This is a genomic window from Corallococcus interemptor (assembly GCF_003668875.1).
Taxonomy (GTDB): domain Bacteria; phylum Myxococcota; class Myxococcia; order Myxococcales; family Myxococcaceae; genus Corallococcus; species Corallococcus interemptor.
Genome location: NZ_RAWM01000053.1, coordinates 42,848 through 53,133, shown reverse-complemented (window position 1 = coordinate 53,133; position 10,286 = coordinate 42,848). Strand labels below are relative to the sequence as shown.

8 protein-coding genes are annotated in these 10,286 nt (G+C 68.1%); 4 read left to right on the top strand and 4 right to left on the bottom strand.

What is annotated here, in order from left to right; all coding sequences use genetic code 11:
• Window positions 1–224: 224 nt before the first annotated feature.
• Both D7X96_RS20185 and D7X96_RS20180 read left to right on the top strand, forming a co-directional pair.
• A complete protein-coding gene (locus D7X96_RS20185) occupies window positions 225–2,282 on the top strand; it encodes a monovalent cation:proton antiporter family protein (protein WP_121770482.1) in 2,058 nt (685 codons plus the stop codon).
• A gap of 93 nt (window positions 2,283–2,375) precedes the next feature.
• Window positions 2,376–2,918, top strand: a complete 543-nt coding sequence (locus D7X96_RS20180) for a hypothetical protein (RefSeq protein WP_121770484.1) — start codon at window positions 2,376–2,378, stop codon at window positions 2,916–2,918.
• Between the two features lie 10 nt (window positions 2,919–2,928).
• Here D7X96_RS20180 and D7X96_RS20175 read toward each other — a convergent pair whose 3' ends face one another.
• Complete coding sequence (locus tag D7X96_RS20175; RefSeq protein WP_199746898.1) at window positions 2,929–3,576, bottom strand: cysteine hydrolase family protein; 648 nt, start codon at window positions 3,574–3,576, stop codon at window positions 2,929–2,931.
• A 164-nt stretch (window positions 3,577–3,740) separates the two neighbouring features.
• Between D7X96_RS20175 and D7X96_RS20170 the strand changes: the two genes are divergently transcribed.
• On the top strand, window positions 3,741–4,505 hold the full coding sequence (locus D7X96_RS20170) for an SDR family oxidoreductase (RefSeq protein WP_208647342.1): 765 nt from the start codon (window positions 3,741–3,743) through the stop codon (window positions 4,503–4,505).
• On the opposite strand, the gene D7X96_RS20165 is transcribed toward D7X96_RS20170, so the two are convergent.
• Window positions 4,469–5,350, bottom strand: coding sequence for a helix-turn-helix domain-containing protein (locus D7X96_RS20165; protein WP_121770481.1), 882 nt, complete (start codon window positions 5,348–5,350; stop codon window positions 4,469–4,471). The genes D7X96_RS20170 and D7X96_RS20165 overlap by 37 nt on opposite strands.
• A gap of 90 nt (window positions 5,351–5,440) precedes the next feature.
• Entirely contained in the window at window positions 5,441–6,946 is a 1,506-nt protein-coding gene (locus tag D7X96_RS20160) for a PQQ-dependent sugar dehydrogenase (RefSeq protein ID WP_158626605.1), read from the bottom strand.
• Between the two features lie 365 nt (window positions 6,947–7,311).
• Between D7X96_RS20160 and D7X96_RS20155 the strand changes: the two genes are divergently transcribed.
• On the top strand, window positions 7,312–7,761 hold the full coding sequence (locus D7X96_RS20155; RefSeq protein WP_199746900.1) for a phosphate-starvation-inducible PsiE family protein: 450 nt from the start codon (window positions 7,312–7,314) through the stop codon (window positions 7,759–7,761).
• Between the two features lie 43 nt (window positions 7,762–7,804).
• Here D7X96_RS20155 and D7X96_RS20150 read toward each other — a convergent pair whose 3' ends face one another.
• Window positions 7,805–10,282, bottom strand: coding sequence for a PQQ-dependent sugar dehydrogenase (locus tag D7X96_RS20150; RefSeq protein WP_121770479.1), 2,478 nt, complete (start codon window positions 10,280–10,282; stop codon window positions 7,805–7,807).
• Window positions 10,283–10,286 lie beyond the last annotated feature (4 nt).

Here is a 10,286-nt window from a genome sequence, read left to right as displayed (position 1 = left end):
GGCTCCGCCGATGATGAGCAGGCACAGCAGGGCGGCGCCACCCACGACCAGTGGCAGGGGGCACGCCTGTTGTGGAGCGCCCTGCTGTGCCTGCTCATCATCGGCGGAGCCATCGCGTTCGAGCGATGCGGCTGAGCCCGCCCTAACTTCCTGTGGATCCGGCCCCGCGCGGTGCGGGCGGGGCCGGACAATCGCGAGCCCCATCACCTCCAGAGGCGCCCCCCATGCACGACGCCCACGCCTTCCTCCAAGCCCTCGCCACCGTCCTCTGTGTCGCGGCGGTCACGACGGTCCTCTTCCAGCGCCTGCGCCAGCCGGTGGTGCTGGGCTACATCCTCGCGGGCTTCATCATCGGGCCGCACGTCCCCATTCCCCTGGTGGCGGACCCGGGCATCGTGCAGACGCTGTCGGAGCTGGGCGTCATCCTGCTGATGTTCTCCCTGGGGCTGGAGTTCAGCCTGCGCCGGCTGTTCCAGGTGGGACCCACCGCGGGGCTCACCGCGGTCATCCAGTGCAGCGTGATGGTGTGGCTGGGCTTCGTCGTCGGCCGCGCGTTCGGCTGGACGATGCTGGAGAGCCTGTTCACCGGCGCCTGCATCGCCATCTCCAGCACCACCATCATCGCCAAGGCGTTCGACGAGCAGAACATCCGGGGCGCGCTGCGCGGCATCGTCGTAGGCATCCTCATCGTGGAGGACCTCATCGGCATCCTGCTGATGGCCATGCTCACCGCGGTGTCCAGCGGCACCGGCCTGTCCGCCGGCGACCTGGCGATCACCGTGGGCCGGCTGGCCGCGTTCCTGGTGGGCCTGGTCGGCATTGGCCTGTTCGTCGTGCCCCGGCTGATGCGCTACATCACGAAGCTGCAGCGGCCGGAGACGACGCTCGTCACCAGCGTGGGCATCTGCTTCGCGGGTGCGCTCTTGGCGCAGACGTTCGGCTACTCGGTGGCGCTGGGCGCGTTCCTGGCGGGCTCGCTGGTGGCGGAGTCCGGCGAGGGCAAGGAGGTTGAGCACCTGGTGCAGCCGGTGCGCGACCTGTTCGGCGCGGTGTTCTTCGTGTCGGTGGGCATGCTCATCGATCCGGCGCTCATCCGCGAGCACTGGCTGGCCATCGCGGTGCTCACCGGCGTGGTCGTCTTCGGGAAGATCATCAGCGTGTCGCTGGGCGCGTTCTTCACCGGCAACGGCACGCGCACGTCCGTGCAGGCGGGCCTGAGCCTGTCCCAGATTGGCGAGTTCTCCTTCATCATCGCGGGCCTGGGCCTGTCCCTGAAGGCCACGGGCACGTTCCTCTACCCGGTGGCGGTGGCCGTGTCCGCCATCACCACGCTGACGACGCCGTGGCTCATCCGCGCGTCCGGCCCCATCGCCAACTGGGTGGACCGCAAGCTCCCGGCGCCGCTCCAGACGTTCGCGTCGCTGTACGGCAGCTGGGTGGAGAACCTGCGCACGTCGCCGCGCCAGAAGACGGTGGGCGCGCGCGTGCGGCGCATGGCGCTCCTGATGCTGCTGGACGCGGCGTTCATCACCATCATCGTCATCGGCACGTCGCTGCTGCTGCCCCAGGTGACGGAGTTCATCGACGAGCGCATGGGCTGGGGCAAGACGATGACGCCGTGGATCGTCATTGGCCTGGCCACGGCGCTGGCGCTGCCCTTCTGCGTGGGCATCGTGCGGATGGGGCGCCGGCTGGGCGTGGTGCTGGCGGAGGGCGCGCTGCCGACGGCCGCCAACGGCAAGGTGGACCTGGCGGCGGCGCCTCGAAGGGTGCTGGTGGTGGCGCTCCAACTGGCCAGCGTCTTCATGGTGGGCGTGCCGGTGCTGGCCATCACCCAGCCGTTCCTGCCGGGCGTGCCGGGCGCGGTGCTGCTGCTGGTGTCCCTGGGCGCGCTGGGCTTCGCCTTCTGGAAGAGCGCCACGAACCTGCAGGGGCACATGCGCGCGGGCGCGCAGGTCATCGTGGAGGCGCTGGCGGCCCAGTCCCACGCCAAGGGCGACGAGGACGAGCCCTCACCGGACGTGCTGCACGGCGTGCGTCAGATGCTGCCGGGCATTGGGGAACCGGAGTCCGTGGCGCTCGGCGAGTCCAGCGCGGCGGTGGGCCGGACGCTGGCGGAGCTCAACCTGCGCGGCATGACGGGGGCCACGGTGCTGGCCATCCGCCGGGGCGACGCGGGCGTGCTGGTGCCCAGCGCGCAGGAGGTGCTGCGCGCGGGCGACATCCTGGCGCTCGCGGGGACGCACGAGGCCATCGACGCGGCGAAGGGCGTGCTCGGCTGAACGGCCGGGCCGGGGGCACCGGATGCAATGGGGGACGCGGCCGTCCGTAGCAAGGGCATGCCGCTCCCCTTCCGCGTTCCGGAGGTCCCCGCCATGCGCCGCTCCTTGCTGCCCACCGTCGTGCTTGCCTGTTCGTTGGCCGTGCCCGCCCTGGCGGCGGAGCCGGCGAAGAAGCTGGCCAAGGCTCCCGCGAAGACCATCTGCGTCAACGTGAAGGACGGGAGCAAGGCGGTCCAGGGCACGAACCTGGTCATCGAGCCCGGGGAGAAGGTCAAGGACGCGGTCGCCGTGGACGGCGACGTCATCGTGAAGAAGGGCGCGGTGGTGGACAACGACGTGGCCGCCATCCGGGGCCGCGTCATCCTGGAGCCCGGGGCGAAGGTGAAGGGCGACGTGGTGTCCGTCGGCGGCGACGTGAAGGTGCCCGCGGGCGCTCACGTCGACGGGAACGCGACGGCGCTGGGCGGCAAGCTCCAGTTGGATCGCAAGGAGGACGTCGGCGGCGAGCAGGTCAACTTCTCCCTGGTCTTCAACGGCGACGACCTGGTGAAGGAGTTCATCGGCAAGGCGCTCGACGAGGATGCGGGCAAGTGCCACATCCTCGACGACGACGACGACGGTGACAAGGACGTCTGAGCCGTCCCGGTCACTTCCCTTCAGCCGGGGGCTTGCGGGTGGGGCGGCGGCGGGAGCGGGGTTCCAGGTGAACCTCGTCGCCCCGGCGGACGCGCACCCTCAGGAAGCGCTGGAGCTGATCCAGGGCCAGGTCGTGGTCCTTGTCGCTCTCCGCGCAGCAGCAGTCACTGAGCACGGTGATCTTGTACTCGTGCATGTGCGCGTCGTGGGCGCTGAAGAAGACGCACAGGTTGGTGGCGATGCCCGCGAGCAGCAGCTTCTTCGTGCCCAGGTGCTCCAGGAGGGGCACCAGTGACGTGGCGAAGAAGGCCGAGTGCTTGGGCTTGAGGATGAAGTAGTCATCCGGCCGGGGTTTGAGCGCCCGGGCGACGCGCTGGCCCCGGCTGTCCTTGCGGGTGCAGTGCTTGTAGACGTCCGTGAAGCTGCTGCGCCACAGGTCGAAGTTGTCGTTGACGTAGATGACCGGGACGCCGGCCTTGCGCATCCTGTCCGCGAAGGGGCCCAGGCGCTCCACCATGCGCAGCGCCCAGGGCAGGACGTTCTCCCCGCCGGGGAACTCCAGGTCGTTGATGACGTCGATGATGAGCAGCGCGGTGTCATGCCGCCGCTCGTGCGGCGCGCGTGTCTGCTTCCGGACCGCCTGGCGCGGCTTCACCACGTCCACCTCCTGGTGGTGGAACGCTAATCATCCTCCCGGGGTTGGCGGAGCCCCCGCGTGGGGATGTTCATTGCCCGCCAACATCGCCCAAGTGCGGCGCGCGGCGGGCGGGCATCTTCCCTCCATCACGAACGGCCCGGAGGCCGTCCGGTGGAGGAAACATCATGGCGGACACGCATCGCATCGCGCTCATCACGGGTGGCAGCCGGGGACTGGGCAGGAACAGCGCACTGAAGCTCGCTCGGGCCGGGGTTGGCGTCGTCCTCACCTTCCACAGCAAGCAGGCGGAAGCGGAGGCGGTGGTCGCGGAGATTGAACGGATGGGCCAGAAGGCGGTGGCCTTGCGGTTGGACACGTCGAAGCCGGCGGGATTCGAGGACTTCGCGGCGCGGCTGCGGGAGGCGCTGCGCCAGAAGTGGGACCGGACGACGTTCGACTTCCTGGTGAACAACGCGGGCACGGAGCACTGGTCGCCGGTGGCGCAGACGGAGGAGGCCGCCATCGACGCGATGTTCCACATCCACTTCAAGGGCGTGTACCTGCTGACGCAGCGGCTGCTGCCCCTGCTGGAGGATGGAGGCCGGGTGATCAACTTCTCCACGGGGCTCGCGCGCTTCACCTTCCCGGGCTACGCGGCGTACGCGTCCATGAAGGCCGCCATCGAGGCGTTCACCCGCTACCTGGCGAAGGAGCTGGGCCCGCGCCGCATCGCCTGCAACACCGTCGCGCCGGGGCCTGTCGAGACGGACTTCACGAAGGGCGCGTTCGAACACAACCCCGGGCTGCGCGGGATGCTCAGCGAGCAGACGGCGCTGGGGCGCGTGGGCGTGCCCGACGACATCGGGGGCGTGGTCGCGTTCCTGTGCTCGGAGGACGGGCGGTGGATCACCGGTCAGCGGCTGGAGGCGTCCGGCGGCCTGTTCCTGTAGCCGCTTGAGGCACGGCGGGGCATGGGCTTCACCGACGTGCAGCGGGCGTAGTGCGCGGGGGTGGTGCCCATGAGCCGGCGGAAGTGCCGGTTGAGCTGGCTCTGATCATAGAGCCCGACGGCGTACGCGGTGTCCCCCGCGGACATGCCCGCCGACAGGAGCTGGCGGGCGCGGTCGATGCGCAGATGGGTGAGGTATTCGTACGGGGGCACGCCCAGGCTGTGGCGGAACGCGCGGGTGAGGTGGAACTTGTCCATGCCCGCGTGGGCCGCGAGCGCGTCCAGGGTGACCTTCTGGTCCAGGTTCTCACGCAGGAAGTCCCGAGCACGGTGCACGGCGGCAGGGGCGCGGACATGCTGCGCCGAGGGAGCACCTTCGGCGCAGCTGGACAGCACCGCGTCTACGGCTTCGGTGACGCGGGTCTCGACGACGAGGGAGTCAGCCGAGGGATCCGCCAGCACGGCGTGCATCGCATACACGCGCTGGGCGGCCTTCGCGCCGCCGTCCCGGGGCGCCTGGAAGTGGACGGGTCCCCGGAGGTCGAGGGCCTGGGCAGCCCGTTCGACGACGTGCGCCGGAAAGCGGGCGACCTGGACGGTGATGGGCGCGTGGATGTGGAGGTCGCGGTAGAGGTTGCCCGGCTCCTTGAGCTTCAGGTTGCCGGGCTCCCAGGTGTGTCGCGAGCCCCGGTACCAGCCGTCGAAGGCCCCCGCGTACAGGGCCACGAAGGCATACGCATCCGCGTAGGTTTCGCGGAGGCAGGAGTCCTCCTCCACGCGGATGAGTTCCAGGTCGGGCGCCGCGGGGTGGCGGAAGTACGTGACGTTGGGAGCAAGCTCGCTCACTGGGTGGGCTCCGGGCAGTGACCCGAGGGAGGGTAATCCCCGGCCCCCTGCCCCGCTTGGGCGATCTTGGCGAGGGGCTGGCGCCCGAACCTAGTTCTCCTGGGTGTGGGCCTGGACGGTGACGATGGGGAGACCCTGCGTCGGTGTGAACGTGAAGGACGCGTGTTCGACCTCCGCATCCGCGTCCACCGCCGCGCCCAGCGTCACAAGCTGGGGAACGCTCCAGTTGTTGAGCGTGAAGCGGAGCGAGGCGCCGTCATCCACGGTGAGGTCGCCACCGCCGCCCTGCACCGCCACCTTGACCCAGACGTCCACCGTGGGAGGCATCGCCAGCGAGACCATGACCGTCCTGGTCTCGCCTTCCGGGATGACGAGGTCCGATGACGACACGACCAGGGACTGTCCTTGAGGTGCCGGGGTGACCCGCAGGATGCGCCCATAGTGGCTCAGCACATACAGCGCGCCATCTGGTCCCTCGTTCACGTCAACGAAGCCGCCGCCCGTCTCCTGATTGATGATGATGTCCTCCGCCGCCGCGGATCCATCCGCGGCGAACCGGATGCGATGAAGCATTCCGCGGAAGTCCGTGTACAGGTAGTTGCCGGAGTAGCTCGTGGGGAAGCGCGTCCCTCCATAGAACATGCCTCCCATGACGAACTCACCCGGGATCCACCGCCTGAGCATTCCACCACCGCTCACCGCATCCGGCTCCGGTTGGTCCACGGTGAACGACTGCGCGGAAGGATGCCCCGTGACATAGAAGTCCCCATTGAAGCTGGGGTCCGTCACATCCCGGATCATCACTCGCGTCCCCTTGCGGTACCACAAGGCCCCCAAGGTGTTGTTCTGGAACGTGAAGGTCGTGACGCCGTTCTGTCTCACCGCACCTGTCGGCGTGAACGAATTGAACTCATGGTTGGCGATATATGCATACACGGGCGAGAGGTAACCCGTGGGCCGGACGAAGTTGTAGAGCGGCCACCCTCCATGGTCACCCGGCCCCCCGCTGAAGACCTGAATGGTCTGCGGGCTTGAGGCGTTGGCCCACAGGCGGCCGGTCCCCGGCTGGAAGACGAGCCCATAGAGGTTGCAGAAACCCCGTGCCCAGATGCTGTCCACGTTGGGGCCTGCCCCATCGTAGAAGGGGTTGTCGGTGGGCACGGTGCCATCCGGGTACACGCGGTGGATCTTGCCCGCCGCGTTCGTCAGGACATCCTCCGCCTTGGTACCGTTGAGATTTCCCACCCCGAAGTACAGCATGCCATCCGGACCGAAGGTGAGCCCGCCACCGTCGAAGTCGAGGCGTCCCGCCTGGAGCCCGCCCACGATGACAGTGCGATCCACGCCAACGCCCCCGACGTCGGTGTACCGGAAGACCTCCAGCTTGTAGCCCGGCATCGCCGCGAAGAAATAGACGTAGTGGTTGTTCGCGAAGTCCGGATCGAAGGCCATGCCCAGGAGGCCTTGCTGGAAGCTCTGGTTGAAGGACTCGGAAATGAAGGGGGTCGGCTGTACCTGCCCGTTCAGCACGACGTAGACCTTTCCAGGCATCGTCGAAATGAACAGGCGACCCGAACCGTCCGGAACCCATCCCATCCGCGTGGCGTTCATGATCGTCTGGGAAGTGACCCAATCCGAGATCTCAAGATCACGAGCGGTCTCGGTGGGTTGGGAATACACGGGCAAGGCTGTCAGCAATGCCAGGGCAAGCCAGATGGCGTTCAGGCGCATGGGGCAAACGCTAGCGCAACCGCCTGTCTGTCTATCAAGCTTTATTTCTCACATCCGGCCGTGGCTTGAGCGCCCAGGCGACTCTTTTGCCGCTTCAAGAATTGCCAACCCCGTGCCCTACACCCAGGTTCGATCCGGGAGGCAGCGCATGACCGCGCGAGCTTCCGGGCGTGCGGGCACTCGTCGGCGGGCAGGCCGGCCCCTGCTCCCGAGCGGAAGGGGGACGGATTGTGAGCACGGAAGGCACTCCCTCCCCACAGGGAGGACTGAACCTCCTCATCAAGAAGTTCGAGCGCGTCGTCGTCGTCTCGATCGTCGTGATGATGATGGTGGTCGTGGCGCTTTCCACCCTGGAGCTGGGATGGATCATCGCCAAGGACATCATCACCCCGCCCATCCTCATTCTGGAAGTGGACGAACTGCTGGAGATCTTCGGTTTCGTTCTCCTCATCCTCATTGGCGTGGAGTTGCTGGAGACCATCAAGGCGTACCTGCGCGACAACGTCGTGCACGTTGAAATCGTGCTGGAGGTCGCGCTCATCGCAGTCGCCCGGAAGGTCATTGTCCTGGACCTGTCGAAGTACGATGGCGTCACCGTGCTCGCCATGGCGGCACTCGTCATCGCGCTCGCGGGGGCGTTCTTCCTGAGGACGTCGCGCCGCCAGTCCCGCCACCATTGAGACAGGACTGGCCGCCAGCCGGGCGTTCCTGGCGAGGGGTGGACTATCGCCGGGCGCGGCGGGGCTTCCACAGGAGCCCGGAGAGCAGCCACCAACCCAGGACGCCTGGAATCGCGGTGGCACCGCAACCGCAGCCGCTCACGTCACCTCCCATGGGATTGGGCACCGTGCCGCCGTCCTGCGTGGAGCCCGCGTCCGCGACGATCCCCGCGTCCATGGAGGTCCCCGCGTCCTGGATGCCGCCACCATCCGGTTCGGTGCCCGCGTCGGCGACTTCTGGTTGCTGGACCTGGAGCTGGAACGTCTGGACGGCATCGGGGGCCTGACCGTTGCTCGCGCGCACCGCAACCGCCACGGTCGCTTCGGCCTGGGACGTCCAGGACAGGAGCCCGGATTCAGGGTCCAGCGTCATGCCCTGGGGCCCCTCCTCCAGCACGAGCGAGGGCGCGGGCCGGCCGGTCGCCGTGACGGTGTACGCATAGGGGACGCCCACGGTCGCCTGCGTCGCTGGCGTGGAGGTGATGACCGGCACCGAGGCCACGTCGCGGGCGGTGACGGAGACCGTACGCGAGGCGAGGCCCGGCGCGGACACCGTGAGCACGGCGAGGTCGTCCTCACCGTCGGCGTCCTGCGCGGCCGCCAGCGTGACCGTCTTCGCGGCGGTGCCGTCCTGGGGCGCGAACGTCAGCGTGGCGCCCCCGGTGAGACTCACGTCCTCGCTCCCGGACGTGCGCGCCACGGTCACGGTCAGGGGCGCCGTCGGCGCGTAGGCCAGGGCGACGGTGAAGGTGTCACTGCTCCCCTCTTCCAGGTCCACCGCGGTGGCGGAGAGTTGGAGCGATTGGACTTCATCCTCTTCAGTGCGCACGTGGACCTCCGCACCGGGGATGCCCGCCGGGTAGCCCTGGTCCATCGAGAAGGTGATCGTCGCATGGTCGATGTCGGCGTCCGCGTCCTGCGCCGCGGAGAGCGTGACGGTCCGGGGAACGTTCCAATTGGCCGCGGTGAAGAGGAGTTCTTGCCCCGACGTCACCCGGATGTCCGAGTCCTCTTCACGCCGCTCGACGAGGACATACGTTGGAGCGGAGGGAGGCATGGCCAGGGAGACCGTGAACGTCTTCGTCCCTCCCTCAGGGATGGCCAGGTCCTGCTCGGAGGCGACCACGCCCTGCCCTGCTGGCACGGGCGTGAGGCGGTAGATGGCTCCCGCGTACGACATGACATACAGCGCGCCGTCAGGTCCCATCGCGACGTCGGTGAACACCTCACGGTCGTCGTAGCAGAGCACGAGCGGCACCCGCTCCACGGTGCCGTCGGTGGCGAGCACGACGCGGTAGACGTTGCCCGTGAAGTCCGCGAAGAAATAGTTGCCCTGGTACTCCGCTGGGAACAGCGAGCCCTCGGAGAAGGCTCCGCCGACGACGGCCTCGCCCATGATGTCGGTCCTCAGCCAACCGCCGCCACTCGCCGCATCCGGTCCTGGCTGGTCCACCGTGAAGGAGTAGGGCGTGGGGAAGCCCGTGATGATCCAGGTCCCGTTGAAGCTCGGGTCGAGCACCTCCCGCACGGTCACCTTCCGGCCCTTGCGCAGGGCCGTGACCGGCTGGCTCCCCTGGACGGTGAAGGTCGTGACGCCGTTCTGGCGGACCGCGCCCGTTGGCGTGAAGAAGTAGAGCTCCCAGCTCCCGGGGAGGTACGCGACCAGGGGCGTCAGGAAGCCTTCGGGCTGGTTGTTCTCGTACGTGGCCCAGCCCGCGTGGTCACCCCGTCCCACTCGGAAGATCTGCTCGGAAACCTCACCGGCGACATTGACCCAGAGCTTCCCGGTTCCCGGCTCGAAGCGCATGCGGAAGGGATTGCGGAAGCCGCGGGCCCAGATGAGGTCATTGTTCGGCCCGTCGCCGTCGTAGAAGGGGTTGTCCGAGGGGGTGGTCCCATCCTTGTGGACCCGGTTGATCTTCGAGGCCAGCAGCGTCAGGTCGTCCCCGCCACCCGCTTTCGTGCCCCGGTCGCCCACGCCGAAATACAGCAGCCCGTCCGGCCCGAAGGCCATGCCGCCCCCGTTATGGATGGTACCCGCCGGGATGTCATCGACGATGACGGTGCGGTTGATGCCCACGCCCCCCACATCCATGAACCGGAGAATCTGCGCGGTGTAGGTGAAGTCGGGCCTGGTGACGAAGACGTAGACGTAGTGATTGGTCGCGAAGTCCGGGTCGAAGACAAGGCTTTGCAGGCCCTGCTCTCCCTCGGTCCCCACGGGTTCATTGATGAAGGGCGTGGGCAGGAGGCTGCCGTTCTGGATGACCTGGACCTTGCCGGACTTGAGCAGCACGAAGAGGCGGTTGGACGCATCCGGCGCCCAGATCAATCCCGAGGCCTCCAGGAGCGCATCTCCCCCGGCGAACGTCGTCACCTCGGTGCCGTAGGCGCCAGGAGGCGGAATGGGAATCCTGAATTGGGCTTGAGCGGCAAAGGCTGTCAGCAATGCCAGTGCAAGCCACGGAAGGAGTGAGCGCATGGCC